The sequence below is a fragment of the Mesorhizobium sp. genome (genome assembly GCF_004962245.1).
GTDB lineage: Bacteria > Pseudomonadota > Alphaproteobacteria > Rhizobiales > Rhizobiaceae > Mesorhizobium.
In genome coordinates this window covers 95,513-111,434 of sequence record NZ_SUHQ01000013.1, presented here as the reverse complement: position 1 = coordinate 111,434, position 15,922 = coordinate 95,513, and the positions used below count along the sequence as shown (strand labels likewise).

18 protein-coding genes are annotated in these 15,922 nt (G+C 61.5%); 17 read left to right on the top strand and 1 reads right to left on the bottom strand.

Annotation, left to right across the window (positions count from 1 at the left end; all coding sequences use genetic code 11):
• The first annotated feature begins 12 nt into the window (after nucleotides 1–12).
• Genes E5X88_RS15755 through tgt form a run of 5 tightly spaced genes read left to right on the top strand, consistent with a single transcriptional unit; the run spans nucleotide 13 to nucleotide 3,459 of the window.
• Nucleotides 13–525 carry a peptidylprolyl isomerase gene (locus E5X88_RS15755; RefSeq protein WP_292162780.1) on the top strand — a complete coding sequence of 171 codons (513 nt, stop codon included), beginning with the start codon at nucleotides 13–15 and terminating at the stop codon, nucleotides 523–525.
• Nucleotides 526–536: 11 nt separating this feature from the next.
• On the top strand, nucleotides 537–986 hold the full coding sequence (locus E5X88_RS15750; protein WP_292162777.1) for a DMT family transporter: 450 nt from the start codon (nucleotides 537–539) through the stop codon (nucleotides 984–986).
• A 5-nt stretch (nucleotides 987–991) separates the two neighbouring features.
• Nucleotides 992–2,077 carry a tRNA preQ1(34) S-adenosylmethionine ribosyltransferase-isomerase QueA gene (gene queA, locus E5X88_RS15745; protein WP_292162774.1) on the top strand — a complete coding sequence of 362 codons (1,086 nt, stop codon included), beginning with the start codon at nucleotides 992–994 and terminating at the stop codon, nucleotides 2,075–2,077.
• The gene (locus E5X88_RS15740; RefSeq protein ID WP_292162772.1) at nucleotides 2,067–2,336 is read left to right on the top strand and encodes a hypothetical protein; all 270 of its coding nucleotides are present in this window, start codon (nucleotides 2,067–2,069) and stop codon (nucleotides 2,334–2,336) included. Before queA ends, E5X88_RS15740 begins: the two co-directional genes overlap by 11 nt.
• The gene (gene tgt, locus E5X88_RS15735; RefSeq protein WP_292162770.1) at nucleotides 2,329–3,459 is read left to right on the top strand and encodes a tRNA guanosine(34) transglycosylase Tgt; all 1,131 of its coding nucleotides are present in this window, start codon (nucleotides 2,329–2,331) and stop codon (nucleotides 3,457–3,459) included. The genes E5X88_RS15740 and tgt overlap by 8 nt, the downstream gene beginning before the upstream one ends.
• 8 nt (nucleotides 3,460–3,467) lie before the next feature.
• On the opposite strand, the gene E5X88_RS15730 is transcribed toward tgt, so the two are convergent.
• Nucleotides 3,468–3,887 (bottom strand): DUF4864 domain-containing protein, encoded by a 420-nt coding sequence (locus E5X88_RS15730; RefSeq protein ID WP_292162767.1) that lies wholly within the window; start codon nucleotides 3,885–3,887, stop codon nucleotides 3,468–3,470.
• A gap of 144 nt (nucleotides 3,888–4,031) precedes the next feature.
• On the opposite strand from E5X88_RS15730, the gene E5X88_RS15725 reads away from it, so the two are divergent.
• From E5X88_RS15725 to E5X88_RS15670, 12 genes are all read left to right on the top strand, one after another.
• On the top strand, nucleotides 4,032–4,685 hold the full coding sequence (locus tag E5X88_RS15725; RefSeq protein WP_292162765.1) for a DsbA family protein: 654 nt from the start codon (nucleotides 4,032–4,034) through the stop codon (nucleotides 4,683–4,685).
• Nucleotides 4,686–4,766: 81 nt separating this feature from the next.
• Nucleotides 4,767–5,003, top strand: coding sequence for an Lrp/AsnC ligand binding domain-containing protein (locus E5X88_RS15720; protein ID WP_023674883.1), 237 nt, complete (start codon nucleotides 4,767–4,769; stop codon nucleotides 5,001–5,003).
• Between the two features lie 287 nt (nucleotides 5,004–5,290).
• Entirely contained in the window at nucleotides 5,291–6,709 is a 1,419-nt protein-coding gene (locus tag E5X88_RS15715) for a circularly permuted type 2 ATP-grasp protein (RefSeq protein WP_292162760.1), read from the top strand.
• Between the two features lie 38 nt (nucleotides 6,710–6,747).
• Nucleotides 6,748–7,128 (top strand): four helix bundle protein, encoded by a 381-nt coding sequence (locus E5X88_RS15710; protein ID WP_292162758.1) that lies wholly within the window; start codon nucleotides 6,748–6,750, stop codon nucleotides 7,126–7,128.
• Between the two features lie 63 nt (nucleotides 7,129–7,191).
• Complete coding sequence (locus E5X88_RS15705) at nucleotides 7,192–8,133, top strand: alpha-E domain-containing protein (RefSeq protein WP_292162755.1); 942 nt, start codon at nucleotides 7,192–7,194, stop codon at nucleotides 8,131–8,133.
• A 7-nt stretch (nucleotides 8,134–8,140) separates the two neighbouring features.
• Entirely contained in the window at nucleotides 8,141–8,935 is a 795-nt protein-coding gene (locus E5X88_RS15700) for a transglutaminase family protein (protein ID WP_292162753.1), read from the top strand.
• A gap of 30 nt (nucleotides 8,936–8,965) precedes the next feature.
• Entirely contained in the window at nucleotides 8,966–9,697 is a 732-nt protein-coding gene (locus tag E5X88_RS15695) for a peptidase (protein ID WP_145712604.1), read from the top strand.
• Between the two features lie 55 nt (nucleotides 9,698–9,752).
• Complete coding sequence (locus E5X88_RS15690; protein WP_292162749.1) at nucleotides 9,753–11,165, top strand: aspartate aminotransferase family protein; 1,413 nt, start codon at nucleotides 9,753–9,755, stop codon at nucleotides 11,163–11,165.
• Nucleotides 11,166–11,292: 127 nt separating this feature from the next.
• Entirely contained in the window at nucleotides 11,293–12,060 is a 768-nt protein-coding gene (locus E5X88_RS15685; protein ID WP_145713006.1) for a DeoR/GlpR family DNA-binding transcription regulator, read from the top strand.
• 126 nt (nucleotides 12,061–12,186) lie between these two features.
• Nucleotides 12,187–13,716 (top strand): glycerol-3-phosphate dehydrogenase, encoded by a 1,530-nt coding sequence (gene glpD / locus E5X88_RS15680; RefSeq protein WP_292162742.1) that lies wholly within the window; start codon nucleotides 12,187–12,189, stop codon nucleotides 13,714–13,716.
• A 39-nt stretch (nucleotides 13,717–13,755) separates the two neighbouring features.
• A complete protein-coding gene (locus tag E5X88_RS15675) occupies nucleotides 13,756–14,838 on the top strand; it encodes an ABC transporter ATP-binding protein (RefSeq protein ID WP_292162740.1) in 1,083 nt (360 codons plus the stop codon).
• 12 nt (nucleotides 14,839–14,850) lie between these two features.
• Entirely contained in the window at nucleotides 14,851–15,921 is a 1,071-nt protein-coding gene (locus tag E5X88_RS15670) for an ABC transporter ATP-binding protein (RefSeq protein WP_292162739.1), read from the top strand.
• Nucleotide 15,922: the final 1 nt, after the last annotated feature.

The window sequence follows — 15,922 nt, the reverse complement described above, 5'->3', positions numbered from 1 at the left end:
GATATTTCTGACATGGCCGAGATCAAGGACCGCGAGAACGCGCTCATCATGGAAACGACCAAGGGCAAGGTCGTCATCGAACTGTTTCCCGATCTGGCGCCTGGCCATGTCGGCCGTATCAAGGAACTGGCGCGCGAAGGCGCCTATGACGGCGTGGTGTTCCACCGCGTCATCGACGGTTTCATGGCGCAGACCGGAGACGTGAAATTCGGCAATTCCAGCAAGCCCTCTTTCGCACCGTCGCGGGCCGGCACGGGCGGCTCCGACAAACCCGATCTGAAGGCCGAGTTCTCCAACGCCAATCACGGCCGCGGCACCTGCTCGATGGCGCGCTCGCAGAATCCGAACTCGGCCAACTCGCAGTTCTTCATCTGCTTCGACGATGCCGCTTTCCTCAACCGTCAGTACACGGTCTGGGGCCAGGTCATCGAAGGCATGGACAATGTCGACAAGATCAAGCGCGGCGAGCCGGTGCAGGATCCCGACAAGATCGTGTCGCTGAAGGTGGCGGCGGACGTCGAGTAAAGCGAACGACAATGATTGGCGTTGTCTGGTCCCTGCTCGGCATCCTGTCCGGCGCCTTCATCGCTTTTCAGGCGCCGATCAATTCGCAGCTGGCGCGCGGCCTGGGGCTCCCGGTCGCGGCCGCGGCGTTTTCGTTCCTGTCGGGCGCGATCGTGCTCGGCATCATCGCTGTCGCGGTGGTGAAGCTGCAAAGCGTTTCGCTGGACTGGAGGGCGCCGGCGCCCTGGCTGTTCATCGCAGGCGGCATGCTTGGGGGGTTCTACGTCACGCTTTCGACGATCCTCACGCCGCGTATCGGTGCGGCGGCGCTGATGGCATTCCTGGTCGCCGGTCAGTTGCTGGCCGGCATGCTTATCGATCGCATCGGTTTCCTCGGCGTGGCAGTGCGCGAGATCTCGCTTGGCCGCGTCGCCGGCGCGGTGCTGCTGCTTGTCGGAGCATTGCTCGTCCGGCTCTACTGACTTCGATGCGCGTCGACCTTTTCGACTTTGAACTGCCGGAGGACCGTATCGCGCTTCGCCCAGCCGAGCCGCGCGACAGCGCCAAAATGCTCGTGGTCAGGCCGGGTCAGGGGTTCGAGGACCGGACGGTGCGCGAGCTGCCGTCCCTGCTCGAGGCCGGTGATGTGCTGGTCTTCAACGACACCAAGGTCATTCCGGCACAGCTGAAAGGCATCAGGCGGCGCGGCGAAGCGGCGGCGCAAGTCGAAGCCACGCTGCATATGCGGGTGGCGCCGGACCGCTGGCTGGCTTTCATGCGGCCCGGCAAGCGCATCGCCGCCGGCGACCGCATCCATTTTGGCCATGATGCCAATTCCTGTTTTCTCGGCCAACTCGACGCCACGGTGATCGAAAAGGGCGACGGCGGCGAGGCGCTGCTCGGCTTCGACCTGTCAGGTCCATTCCTCGACGAGGCGCTGCACGCCGTCGGCCATATTCCGCTGCCGCCTTATATCGCCTCGAAGCGCGACGACGACGAGCGCGACCGCAGCGACTACCAGACCATCTATGCCAGGGAGGAGGGGGCGGTGGCGGCACCCACGGCCGGCCTGCATTTCACCTCGGAGCTTTTCGCGGCGCTCGATGTCAGGGGCGTCGAGCGGCGCTTCGTCACCTTGCATGTCGGCGCCGGCACATTCCTGCCGGTGAAAGTCGACGACACCGCCGATCACAAGATGCATGCCGAGATCGGTTCGGTCAGCCCGGAAACCGCCGCCGCACTCAACGCGGCAAAGGCGCGTGGCGGACGCATCGTTGCCGTCGGCACGACCTCTCTGCGCCTGCTAGAGAGCGCCGCGCGGGAGGACGGCACATTGGCCGGATGGTCCGGCCCGACCGACATTTTCATCACGCCCGGCTACCGTTTTAGGGCCGCCGACATGCTGATGACCAATTTCCATCTGCCGCGCTCGACGCTGTTCATGCTGGTTTCGGCGTTTTGCGGTCTGGAAACGATGCGTGCGGCCTATGCGAATGCCATCGAGAACCGTTACAGGTTCTATTCCTACGGAGATGCAAGTCTTCTGTTCAAGGAGGAGAACGATGGACGATGATCTGGAAACTTTCAACCGCGATGCCTTGATCGCCGAGGTCAAGAAGCTGCGCGCCGGCATTCGCGAGCATCGCGACTCCACCGGCCATAAACTCTGCTGGCATCACCCCGATCTGTGGGATCTGCTGCCGGAAAAGACCGAGCCGGCAATCGCCGTGCCGCCTTGGCCGAAATTCATGCGCGGCTGCATCCGCTACCGCCAATCGCTGGACCGGCAAGCTCCAGGCGCGCCGGTGTATGACAAGGAATTCAATGGGTAAGGCGTTTACTTTCGAGGTGCTGGCGACCAACGGCAGGGCGCGGCGCGGCGCGATCACCATGCCGCGCGGAGAAATCCGCACCCCGGCCTTCATGCCGGTCGGCACCGGCGGCACGGTCAAGACCATGTATATGGACCAGGTGCGCGGCGTCGGCTCGGACATCATCCTTGGCAATACCTATCATCTGATGCTGCGGCCCGGCGCCGAACGTGTGGCGCGGCTTGGCGGCCTGCATGAATTCGCCCGCTGGCCGCATCCGATCCTGACCGACAGCGGCGGCTTCCAGGTGATGTCGCTGTCGAAGCTGAGGAAGCTGACTGAGAAGGGTGTCACCTTCCGCTCGCATATCGACGGCGCCGCCTATGAGATGTCGCCCGAGCGCTCGATCGAAATCCAGGGGCTGCTCGATTCCGACATCCAGATGCAGCTCGACGAATGCACGGCGCTGCCGGCCATGGAGAAAGAGATCGAGCGCGCCATGGAGCTGTCGCTGCGCTGGGCCGAGCGTTGCAAGACCGCGTTCGGCGACCAGCCTGGCAAGGCGATGTTCGGCATCGTCCAGGGCGGCGACATACCGGCCCTGCGGCTGCGCTCGGCGCAAGCGCTGAAAGCGATGGACCTCAAAGGCTATGCGATCGGCGGGCTGGCGGTCGGCGAGCCGCAAGCGGTGATGCTCGAAATGCTCGACATCACCTGCCCGGAACTGCCGGCGGACAGGCCACGCTATCTGATGGGCGTCGGCACGCCTGACGACATATTGAAATCGGTAGCGCGCGGCATCGACATGTTCGATTGCGTGATGCCGACACGCGCCGGCCGCCATGGCCTCGCCTATACACGGCGCGGCAAGGTCAATCTGCGCAATGCCCGCCATGCCGACGATCCGCGACCGCTGGACGAGGAAAGCGACTGCCCGGCCGCCAGGGATTATTCACGCGCCTATCTGCACCATCTGGTCCGCTCGCAAGAGGCGCTGGGGGCGATGCTCCTGACCTGGAACAATCTTTCCTACTACCAGAAGCTGATGCAGGACATTCGCGCCGCCATCCAAGCCGGTGCCTTCGAGGCGCGGGCGGCGGAAATTTCCGAGGGCTGGGCGCGGGGCGATATCCCGGCGATGTGACCAAGCGCTCAGGTGCTCAGCGAGGTGGACGCGCGCAGGCTGCAGCCGGTGATGCGGAAGCTGCCGTCGGGCTGTTGTTCGAGCGTGTAGACGGCCTCGTAATCCTTGCCGTCCGGTCCGACGATCAGCACTTGCTGGATGATCGAAGTCGGGCTCATCTCCTGCACCTTGCCGAACGAGTAGGCCTGCGGCTTGCGCACCGGCGGATAGCCATTCGTCACCATGTTCATGAAGGTGTCGACGGTCGGAAAGATCCGCTTCACGTTCGGGGCCGCGAAGCTGTAGGCGGCAGCACCGTCATCGGCGATGAAGGCCCTCAGCTGACCATCGATGGTTGCCTGGGCTGCCTTGACTTGCGCATCGCCGGCAAATGCCGAGGACGCCAGAACGAATGGAACGATTGCAATGGCGAAAACCGCGCGGCGCATGGCCTGTCTCCGTTGTGCCTAGAGAAGTCGCCGTCAAAGGACGCTCTGCATAATATACGCTCGGCGGCGCTTCACGGTTTCAGCGCCCGAGAACATTTCGCCGTTTGGCCGCACTTAAGCTTCCTTTAAGGCGCGACGCTCATCGTGACGACGGTGGACCTGCCCGCGCAACTGATGGGACCAAAGATGTTCGAACAGCCGATCGACCGGCGCCTTTTGCTGAGAGGTGCCGCAAGCTTCGCCATTCTGGCTCCGATGCCCGTCTGGGCGAACACCGCGCCAACTGTCTCGGAGGTGGCCTTCGATCCGGCCATACCCGCACTTGGCAATCCCGATGGCGACGTGACCATCGCCGAATTCGTCGACTACCAGTGCCCGATATGCAAACTTGTCTTTGTCGAACTGAAGAAGCTTCTCGCCGAGGACCGTGGCATCCGCCTGGTGATGAAGGATTGGCCGATCTTTGGCGACACCTCGCGCGACGCGGCGCGGATGGCGCTGTCGGCCGGTGTGCACTATGCCGAGGCGGTCGATGCCCTGATGGCCAATGAACGCGGCCTTTCCGAGCGCCGGACGCACGACATTCTTGCTGCCGCGGGCGTTGATGTCGCGATGGCCCGCGCCGATCTGGCGGCTCGCCAGCCGGACATCGATGCGGTTCTCTCCCGCAACGATGCCCAGGCGACTGCCTTTAAGCTGAAAGGTACCCCCGCTCTGGTGATCGGCGGCAAATTGTTCCGGCGCGGCATGCCCGTGGCGGAACTGAGAGAAGCCATTGCCAAGGCCAGGGCGGCCTGAGCGCTGTCCTGATGCTTGAAAGCCGGGCGGCAGTCTGCCACAAGGGCCGCCTATGCGTGCAAGCTTGAGCAGGACCGGGCAATGAAGGCATTCTTCGTGCAGATAAAGTGCGATCTGGGCAAGGCCTATGACGTTGCCAGCGCTTTGGCCGATGCCGAGATCGCTTCGGAAATCTACTCGACAGCCGGCAACTACGATCTGCTCGCCAAATTCTACGTCGACGACGAGGAAGACATCGGCCACTTCGTCAACGAGAAGGTGCAGATTCTTCCCGGCATCAAGGACACGTTCACAGTCGTCACCTTCCGCGCCTTCTAGCGCACGACCCACCTGAACCGAAGGTCAGCGTAGCAAAAGTCGGAATCGATTTCGCTGGGGATCATGCGCCAAATCAAAGTGCTGCAGCGTCCTTTGCACGTGCAACATGATGCGCGGCTGCAGGACCTGCGGCACTTGCCTCGACATAAGGCAAAGCCTGATTACAACCGTATTGGCGCTGCCCTAATTTTAGGCAGTCGCGACATACTGGTCGCCTGCATCCTCCAAATCACCGATTGCGCTTGATTTTCTCCTGTGACGCCAGTGAAATGGCCTCACAGGGGAGTATGCGATTGGCAGCGTTCGACGAAATGCTTCCGGAAGTCTCCGGATTGAGAAGTCCGTATTCGGCTTACGATCACTGGCTGAAGGAGCAGGATCCGGCCAGGCTTACCGAAAAGATGCAGGATGCCGAACGCGTGTTTCGCAAGACTGGCATCACCTTTGCCGTCTATGGCGAGCAGGAAGCATCCGAACGTCTTATTCCCTTCGATATCGTTCCGCGTATCATTTCCGGCAACGAATGGCGCAGGCTGACGCAAGGCATAGAGCAGCGCGTCCAGGCATTGAATGCCTTTCTCGACGACATCTACCACCGCCAGGAGATATTGCGCGCTGGGCGCGTCCCCAAGGCGCTGATCGCCCGGAACGAGGCGTTCCTGCCCGAGATGATCGGGGTGCGGCCGCCGGCCGGCGTCTACACCCATATTATCGGCGTCGACATCGTGCGCATCAGCGAGAATGAATTCTATGTGCTGGAGGACAATGCGCGCACGCCGTCCGGCGTCTCCTACATGCTGGAGAACCGCGAGACGATGATGCAGCTCTTTCCCGAGCTGTTCCAGCGGATCAAGGTGCGGCCGGTGGAAAACTATCCGCAGCTCCTGCGCCAGTCGCTGGCGGCGGTGCGGCCGCAAAGCACCAAGGGTGCGCCGACCATTGCCGTGCTGACGCCGGGAAGCTTCAACTCCGCCTATTTCGAACACGCCTTCCTTGCCGACCAGATGGGCGTGCAGCTTGTCGAGGGGCAGGATCTGCGTGTCGTCGATGGCCATGTCGCGATGCGCACGACCGAAGGCTACAAGCAGGTCGACGTGCTTTATCGAAGGGTGGACGATTCTTTCCTCGATCCGCTGAGCTTCCGTCCGGACTCGGCACTTGGCGTACCGGGCATCATGGACGTCTACCGCGCCGGCAACATCACCATCGCCAATGCGCCGGGAACCGGCATCGCCGACGACAAGGCGATCTATTCATACATGCCCGAGATCGTCGAATTCTACACTGGCCGCAAGGCGATCCTTGGTAACATCCCGACCTGGCGCTGCTCGGAGCCGGACAGCCTGAAATACGTGCTCGAACATATCCACGAGCTTGTGGTGAAGGAGGTGCACGGTTCCGGCGGCTACGGCATGCTGGTCGGGCCGGCAGCGACCAAGAAGGAATGCGAGGATTTTTCCAAGAGACTCGCGGCAAAGCCGTCGAACTACATCGCCCAGCCGACACTGGCGCTGTCGACCTGTCCGATCCTGACGGACAAGGGGCTGGCGCCGCGCCATGTCGATCTCAGGCCCTATGTGCTGGTTTCCGACCGCATCCAGATCGTGCCCGGCGGGCTGACGCGCGTGGCGCTGAAGGAAGGCTCGCTTGTGGTCAATTCCTCGCAAGGCGGTGGGACGAAGGATACGTGGGTGCTGGATGATTAGAGTAGGGAAATAGGGAATAGCGCATAGCGAATAGGGAAATGAGGGGGTGCGCGACGGCGATCAATTCTTACAGGGACCTGATTGTTTGGAAGGCAGCCATCGAATTGGCGGTAGAATGCTATTCCGTGACGACAGCGTTCCCGAACAAAGAAGCATACGGAATGACCTCTCAGATAAGGCGCTCGGCGGCGTCAATCCCAGCAAACATCGCGGAGGGGCACGGACGAGAAAATACGGGAGCTTTCATTCAATTTCTGCGCTTTGCGCAAGGCTCTCTCAAAGAATTGGAAACGCACCTGATCCTGTCCGGAAGAGTGGGCTTGATGGTCGAGAAAGAGGTGATTCGTTTACTTGGTCAGGCCGAGGAGATTGGGAAAATGTTGCGTTCGATGATCAGGAGCTTGCAACAAAAGTCATGAAATCCTTTTTCCCCTATTCGCTATTCCCTATTCGCTACTCACTCGACATCGAGGCACGTTGACATGCTTCTCGGCCGCACCGCCAACGGGCTCTACTGGATGAACCGCTACATCGAGCGGGCGGAAAACATGGCGCGGCTGGTCGATGCCGGGCTGCGCATGGCGCTGACCCGCACCCAGAACGCCTCGGAGGAATGGAATTCGGTGCTGCTCAGCGCCGGTTCGGACGTCGCCTTCACGCAGAAATATCAGGACTATACGGCCGCCAACGTCGCAGATTTCCTGTTGCGCGACACATCGAACCCGTCAAGCACAATGGCGTCGATCGAGACGGCCCGCAACAACGCCCGCATGGTGCGCACCGCGCTGACACGCGAAACCTGGGAAAGCATCAACGAGGCCTGGATGTCACTGAAGCGGATGCTGGCCAGGCCGATCGACGAACGCGACCTGCCCAGCGTCCTCGACGCGATCAAGCGCGAAACGGCACTGATCCGCGGCTCGTTCTACGGCACCATGCTGCGCAACGAGATCTTCGATTTCTCGCAGCTCGGCACCTATGTCGAGCGCGCCGACAACACCGCACGCATCCTGGACGTGAAGTACTACGTGCTGTTGCCGTCGATCTCGTGGGTCGGTTCGACGCTCGACAACTACCAGTGGGAATCGATCCTGCGTTCGGTGTCGGCGCACCGTTCCTATCGCTGGGTCTATGAGGCCGACTACAAGCCGAGCAACATCGCCGACTATCTGATCCTCAATGTCCGTATGCCGCGTTCGCTGACCTTCTGCTATCGTTTTCTGACGGAGCATCTCAGATTCCTGGGCGACGATTATGGCGAGCGCCATGCCTGTCATGTGACCGCCGGCAAGACCCAGGCCATGCTGACGGCTGGGTCGATCAAGGACATATTCGACGCCGGCCTGCATGAATTCCTGGCCAATTTCATTCGCGACAACACTAGGCTCGGCGACGAGATCGCGCAGGACTATCGATTCTATTGAGGAAGCCATGCGGCTGAAAATCACCCACCGGACCGAATACCGCTATGATGCGCCGGTGCACTATCTGTTGCAGCGGCTGCGGCTGCTTCCGGTCAGCGGATCGACGCAGACCGTTTTGTCCTGGGCGCTGAAGATCGAAGGGGCGCGCGAGGAAGTGCGCTTCACCGATCATTTTGGCAATGACACGCGGCTGTTGAGTGTTGAAGGCGAGCGCGATTTCATCACCGTCCAGGCATCAGGCGAGGTGGTGACACGCGATACCGCTGGCGTCTCCGGGCCACATCAGGGATTTGCGCCGCTCTGGCTGTTTGGCCATGAAACGCCGTTGACCATGATCGGCAGCGGCATTCGCGAACTCGCGGCCTCGGTTAGCGAGGGGACCGATATCGAAAGACTGCACCGGCTGATGGCCGTGATCGGCGAACGCGTCGCCTATACGCCAGGTACCACCAACGCGGCGACGCCGGCCGAGGATGCGCTGGCGCTCAAGACCGGCGTCTGCCAGGACCACAGCCACATCTTTGCCGCCGCCGCGCGTGCCATGGGGTTTCCGGCCCGCTACGTCAGCGGTTACCTGATGATGGATGCGTCGGTCGAGCAGGCGGCAAGCCATGCGTGGGCCGAGGCGCATGTTGCGGGCCTCGGCTGGGTCGCGTTCGACGTCGCCAACGGCATTTCGCCCGACGAACGCTATGTAAGGGTGGCGACCGGCCGCGATTACCGCGACGCCATGCCGGTGTCGGGAATTCGACTTGGACAAGCGGAAGAACAGCTTGCGGTCACCGTTACGGTGGAGCAGTAATCCCGGCAGGATTGCTGGCAAAGAGATTCGATGACCTATTGCGTCGGCCTGAAGATCGATCGCGGGCTCGTGTTCATGTCGGACACGCGCACCAATGCCGGCATGGATTCGATCTCGACCTTCAAGAAGATGCATGTCTGGGAGGAACCGGGCGAGCGCGTTATCGTGCTGATGTCGGCCGGGAATCTGGCGACGACGCAGGCCGTCGTCAGCCTGCTCGACGAGCGCACCAAGGCAATTGGTGATCGCCACGCGACACTGCTCGAAACGCCCTCCATGTACCAGACGGTGCGGATGGTCGGCGACACCGTCAAGGAAGTCATCGCCAGTTCGTCGCCGTCGGGCGACAAGGCGGATTCCTATTTCAATGCCTCCTTCATCCTTGGTGGACAGATCAAGGGCAGCGCGCCGCGGCTGTTCATGATCTATCCGGAAGGCAATTTCATCGAGTCGACCGACGACACGCCGTTTTTCCAGATCGGCGAGACCAAATACGGCAAGCCGATCATCATCCGTGCCTATGAAAAGACGATGAGCTTCGCCGAGACGGTGAAACTGCTGCTGGTGTCGTTCGATTCGACGCTGAAATCGAACCTGTCGGTTGGTCTGCCGCTCGATCTGCTGTTCTACGAAAAGGACGCCTTCAAGGTCAGTCTGAAGAAGCGGATAGCCCAGGACGATCAATACTACCGCACCATTTCGGACGGCTGGTCGAGCGCGCTGAAGGCTGCCTTTGCGAGCCTGCCGGATTTTCCCGAGTAGCGGCCCATCTTTCGCAAGCGCGCAGCGACGGTAGGCGCACAATTCCGGAGGTGCGATGAACAACGATGATTTCCGGCAGTGGTCGCGGCGCGCCGCGGATTGGGGCGCCGACTATCGCAACTCTCTGCGCGAAAGACCGGTGCGGCCGCTGGTCGAGCCGGGTGACATCTTTAGGAGCATAGAGACTTCGCCGCCTGAAGCGGCGGAACCGATGCAGGCGATCTTCGCCGACTTCGAGCAAAAAATCCTGCCGGGCATGACGCACTGGCAGCATCCACGCTTCTTCGCCTATTTCCCGGCCAATGCCGCACCGGTCTCAGTGGTGGCCGAGTATCTGGTCTCGGCGATGGCCGCGCAATGCATGCTCTGGCAGACCTCGCCGGCAGCGACCGAGCTCGAGACACGCGTCGTCGACTGGATGCGGCAGGCGCTCGGCCTGCCGGAAGGGTTTTCCGGCGTCATCCAGGATTCGGCATCATCGGCGACGCTTGCCGCCGTGCTGACCATGCGCGAGCGCGCGCTCGACTGGCAGGGCAACAAGAAGGGTCTGCAAGGCCAGCCGATATTGCGCGTCTATTCCTCCGACCAGGTCCATACCTCGATCGACCGGGCGATATGGGTGTCGGGTATCGGCGAGGAGAATCTCGTGCGCATTCCCGCTGTCGGCCGCTTCCGCGCCATGGATGTTGCAGCGCTTGAGGCGGCAATCGTCGCCGACCGGGAAGCTGGCATGCTGCCGGCCGGCATTGTCGCTTGCGTCGGCGGTACCAGCACCGGCGGCACGGATGATATCGCCGATGTCGCGGCAGTGGCGAAACGCTACGGGCTCTATCTGCATGTCGATGCCGCGTGGGCCGGGTCGGCGATGATCTGCCCGGAGTACCGGCATTTCTGGGCGGGCGTAGAGCATGCGGATTCCATCGTCTTCAACCCGCACAAATGGCTGGGCGCGCAGTTCGACTGCTCGATGCAGTTCATCCGCCGGCCCGAAGACCTGGTGCGGACGCTCGCCATCAAGCCAGATTACCTGAAGACGCATGGGCGCGACGGCATCATCAACTATTCCGAATGGTCGGTGCCGCTCGGGCGGCGCTTTCGCGCACTGAAACTGTGGTTTCTGTTGCGCGCCCACGGGCTGGAAAATCTGCGAACGATGATCCGCAACCATGTCGCCTGGAGCGAAGGCCTTGCCGCGCGGCTGGGCAGGGAACCGGATTTCGAGATCGTCACGGAGCCAATGCTGTCGCTGTTTTCGTTCCGGCACGTGGTGGCCGAAGCCGACGATTTGGACGAACACAATCTACGGCTGGTCAATGCGATCAACGACGATGGCCGCATTTACCTGACACAGACACGGGTGGACGGCCAGGTCGCGATCCGCTTTCAGGTCGGCCAGTTCGACACGACTGCGGCGGACATCGACACCGCTTTCGAGGTCGTCACCGAAATTGCCCGCGACCTGACTTGAATGGGGCCGGCATAGCTGCGTTGAGGTTTGCCTTTGCGGCCACACAATTTTCATTAGCCGGCTTATGCCTTTTCATCACTTTCGTTTTCCGATATAGACAAGAAAAACGAAAACGGGAGCTTCCCTGATGTATCTGTCGCCGCGTCATTCCGAAATCATCCAGATGGCCAAGGACCATGGCCGCGTGCTGGTCGACGACCTGGCAACGCATTTCAACGTGACACCGCAGACCATTCGCAAGGATCTCAATGATCTGTGCGACCAGCGGCTGCTCTCCCGCATCCATGGCGGGGCGCTGTTTCCGTCCGGTATCGAGAATATGGAGTATGAGGCCCGGCGCAAGATCGCCGCCGAGGAGAAGGAGGCGATCGGCCGCGCAGCAGCCAGGCTGATCCCGGACAACGCCTCGCTGTTCATCAATATCGGCACCACGACGGAGTCGGTCAGCAAGGCGCTTCTTGATCATGCCGGATTGATGGTCATCACCAATAACATTAACGTTGCCAATAGGATGCGCATATATCCTTCCATTGAAGTTGTTATTGCCGGCGGTGTCGTGCGCGGCTCCGACGGTGGCGTCGTCGGCGAGGCGGCGGTCGACTTCATCAGGCAGTTCAAGGTCGACTACGCGGTGATCGGCGCCTCGGCGATCGATCACGATGGCGCTCTGCTCGATTTCGATTTTCGCGAAGTGAAGGTGGCGCAGGCGATCATCGCCAACGCCCGGCACGTCATTCTCGTTTCCGACCAGACCAAGTTCGAGAGGACAGCGCCGGTCCGCATCGGCCATCTGTCGCAGGTCAACACCTTCATCACAGATCGCTGCGGCATCCCGTCGGTGCGCAAGATCTGCCAGGAGGCGGAGGTTCAACTGATCGAGACGTCGCTCTCCTAGAGGGTGCCGTTGCGGCACTTTTCGCCGTTTATATTTCGTTTGACATTCGTTCTGATTTCGAAATAATCCCGCCACGGTTTCGAAAAAACCTAAAAATGCTGCAATGCGAAATCGCGGGAGAATTTTGTGGGCGTATCATCCCCGATCCATGACATCTTCGTCATTGGTGGCGGAATCAACGGCTGCGGCATCGCCCGCGATGCCGTTGGGCGCGGCTTCTCGGTTTTCCTTGCTGAAATGAACGATCTGGCCAGCGGAACCTCCTCCGGCTCGACCAAATTGATCCATGGCGGCTTGCGCTATCTCGAGTTCTACGAGTTTCGCCTGGTGCGCGAGGCGCTGATGGAGCGCGAGGTTCTCTGGAAGAACGCGCCGCATATCATCTGGCCGATGCGCTTCGTGCTGCCTTACGCCAAGGGTCTGCGGCCGGCCTGGCTGATCAGGCTCGGCCTTTTCCTTTATGACCACATTGGCGGGCGCAAATTGCTGCCGGCGACCAAGACGCTGGACATGGCAAAGGACCCAGCCGGCAAACCGTTGAAGCCATTGTTTCGAAAGGCCTTCGAATATTCCGATGGCTGGGTCAACGATGCGCGGCTGGTGGCGTTGAACGCCCGCGACGCCGCCGATCGCGGCGCAACGATCCGAACCCGCACGAAGGTCATCGGCGCACGCCGTGAGGGCGAGCTTTGGACGGTCAGGCTGGAAGACGTGCAGACCGGCGACGCCGAGGAGGTCAAGGCGCGGCTTTTGGTTAACGCTGCCGGTCCCTGGGTCGACCGCGTGCTGTCCGCCACCGTCGGCCTGAACGACGTGCACAATGTCCGGCTGGTACAGGGCAGCCATATCGTCATCGGCAAGAAGTTCGACGATCCGCGCGCCTATTTCTTCCAGAACAAGGATGGCCGCATCATCTTCGCGATCCCCTACGAGGAAGAATTCACGTTGATCGGCACCACCGACCAGGACTATCCGGGCGATCCGAAGGACGTGAAGATCAGCGACGCCGAGATCGATTACCTGTGCGCGGCAGCGAGCGAATATTTCGCGCAGCCGGTCAAGCGTTCGGACATCGTCTGGACCTATTCGGCCGTGCGCCCGCTCTACGATGACGGCGCTTCGAAGGCGCAGGAAGCGACCCGCGATTATGTGCTGAAGACCGACGGCGGGGAGGGCACGGCACCGATCGTCAACGCCTTTGGCGGCAAGATCACCACTTACCGCCGGCTGGCTGAATCGATGCTCGAAAAGATCGAAGGGTTTCTCGGCAAGCGCGGCAAGCCGTGGACAGCAAACGCGCCGCTTCCGGGCGGCGATTTCCCGGCGAGCGGCTTCGACGCCGAAGTGGCAAAACTGAAAACGGCCTATCCGTTCCTCGATGCGCGTCTGGCGCGCCGGCTGACCCGGCTTTACGGGACGCGCGCAAGGATGCTGCTGGGCCTTGCCAAATCGAACGCCGACCTTGGCCGCAACTTTGGCGCCGACCTCTATGAGGCCGAGGTGCGCTACCTCGTTCAAAACGAATGGGCTGTCACCGCCGAAGATGTATTGTGGCGCAGGACCAAGCGCGGCTTGCATCTCACCCACGAACAGACGGCAGTGCTCGACGAATTCATGCGCGGGATAAGCCGGCGCCATGTCGCGGCTGCCGAATAGTGGGGTCTGACTGATGCAGAAGGCCCGGGAGGAGGCATCATGCTGGAACTGAGAAACGTGACGAAGACGGTCGGCGCGGCGGAGCATATACGCGACGTGTCGCTGACGCTTCAGCACGGCTCGCTCAACGTCCTTCTCGGACCGACGCTCTCCGGCAAGACCAGCCTGATGCGGCTGATGGCCGGCCTCGACGTGCCGACATCCGGCTCGGTCTGGTTCGACGGCAAGGATGTCACCGGCGTGCCGGTGCAGAAGCGCAACGTCGCCATGGTCTATCAGCAGTTCATCAACTATCCGGCGATGACCGTTTACGAGAACATCGCCTCGCCGCTGAGAGTGGCCGGCACCGAGCAGGCAAAGGTCGACAGGGAGGTGCGCAATGCCGCTGCCCTTCTCAAGCTGACGCCTTATCTCGATCGAACGCCGCTCAGCCTTTCCGGCGGCCAGCAGCAGCGGACGGCGCTGGCGCGCGCCATTGTCAAGAACGCCGGCCTCGTGCTGCTCGACGAGCCGCTCGCCAACCTCGACTACAAGCTGCGCGAGGAGTTGCGGGCTGAACTGCCGAAGATATTCGCGGCGACCGGTACCATCTTCGTCTACGCCACGACGGAGCCGCACGAAGCCTTGCTCCTCGGCGGCAACACGGCGACGCTTTCCGAAGGCCGCATCACTCAGTTCGGGCCGACGATCGACGTCTTCCGCCGGCCGAACGACCTCGTCACGGCCAAGACGTTCGCAGATCCGCCGCTCAACACGATTGTGCTGAAGAAGAGCGGTTCAAGCTTCCTTCTGGATGGTGGGGTGAACCTCCCGGTGCCGGCCGAACTCGCCGGTATTGCCGATACGAGTTACACGATCGGCTTCCAGCCTCACCATCTCTCTTTTGCCCGGCCAAGCCCGGCAGCGGTTCCGGTGAGAGCCAAGGTGTCGGTCACCGAAATCACCGGTTCTGAAAGCTTTGTGCATCTCGACTTCGCCGATGTCCGCTGGGTGATGCTGGAGCACGGCATCCTGGTGTTCGAGCCGGACCAGACCATCGAGGTGTTCATCGATCCGCGGCACATCATGGTGTTCGACGCAAACGGCCGCTCGGCCACGCCGCCACAGACGCTGGCGGCTTAAGGGAGGAGGCACATGGCGCGCATCGATTGCAACCACATCCGCCACGCCTACGGTCCGCATCCGAAGTCGGACAAGGACTATGCGCTTAAGGAGGTGCATCACGCCTTCGAAGACGGCGGCGCCTATGCGCTGCTAGGGCCGTCGGGCTGCGGCAAGACCACGCTGCTCAACATCATTTCAGGCCTGTTGTACCCGTCGCATGGCGAGCTTTTGTTCGACGGCAAGGACGTGACCAATTTGTCGACGCAGGAACGCAACATCGCGCAGGTATTCCAGTTCCCGGTCATCTACGACACCATGACCGTCTACGACAATCTGGCGTTCCCGCTGCGCAACCGCGGCGTGCCGGAACCTGACGTCGACCGCAAGGTGCGCGAAACGCTGGAAATGACCGGGCTGGCCGATATGGCCAAGAAAAAGGCGAGGGGGCTGACTGCCGATCAGAAGCAGAAGATCTCGCTCGGACGCGGGCTGGTGCGCTCCGATGTCAACGCGATCCTGTTCGACGAGCCGCTGACCGTCATCGATCCGCATATGAAGTGGGTGCTGCGCTCGCAGTTGAAGCAGTTGCACAGGCGCTTCGGCTTCACCATGGTCTATGTCACGCACGACCAGACCGAGGCGCTCACCTTCGCCGAAAACGTCGTCGTCATGTATGAGGGCGAGATCGTGCAGATCGGCTCCCCTGCCGAACTGTTCGAGCGCCCCAAACATACTTTCGTCGGCTATTTCATCGGCTCACCGGGCATGAACGTCATGCCGGTCGCGGTCGAAGGCAGGAACGCGCGGCTCGGCAGCCAGACGATCGAATTGCCAGGCGCACCCAAGGCTGGAACCGCAGGCGCGATCGAACTCGGCATCCGCCCCGAATATGTCAGGCTTGGCGCTAGCGGCATGCCGGTTTCAATACGGAAGGTCGAGGATATCGGCCGCCACAAGGTGGTGCGCGCCAGTTTCGAAGGCCGCGACATCGCTGCGATCGTTGGCGAGGACGAGGACATTCCGGCCGATCCGAAGATCGCTTTCGACCCAGCCGGCATCAACCTCTACGCCGATTCCTGGCGCGTCGAGATGGGAGGCTGAA